Source organism: Citrobacter sp. Cu233 (assembly GCF_030332225.1).
Classification (GTDB): Bacteria; Pseudomonadota; Gammaproteobacteria; order Enterobacterales; family Enterobacteriaceae; genus Citrobacter.
The window spans coordinates 1-259 of record NZ_JAOWIF010000019.1 but is presented as its reverse complement, the minus strand read 5'-3'; the positions used below and the strand labels follow the sequence as shown (position 1 = coordinate 259).

The following is a 259-nucleotide window of genomic DNA, read 5'->3' as shown; positions in this document are numbered from 1 at the left end:
GGCTTGTAGCTCAGGTGGTTAGAGCGCACCCCTGATAAGGGTGAGGTCGGTGGTTCAAGTCCACTCAGGCCTACCAAATTCGCTCCCGTGCTGCGTTGTGAAATAACTCGCATACTTCAGTATGCTTCGTCATTCCACGCCTTGCCCGGAACCGAATTGCGGTAAATGAGATTTGACATCGATGGGGCTATAGCTCAGCTGGGAGAGCGCCTGCTTTGCACGCAGGAGGTCTGCGGTTCGATCCCGCATAGCTCCACCA

The 259-nt window shown here is 55.2% G+C and carries 1 tRNA gene; it reads left to right on the top strand.

What is annotated here, in order from left to right:
• Positions 1–183: 183 nt before the first annotated feature.
• A tRNA-Ala gene (locus tag OGX95_RS00080) sits at positions 184–259 on the top strand.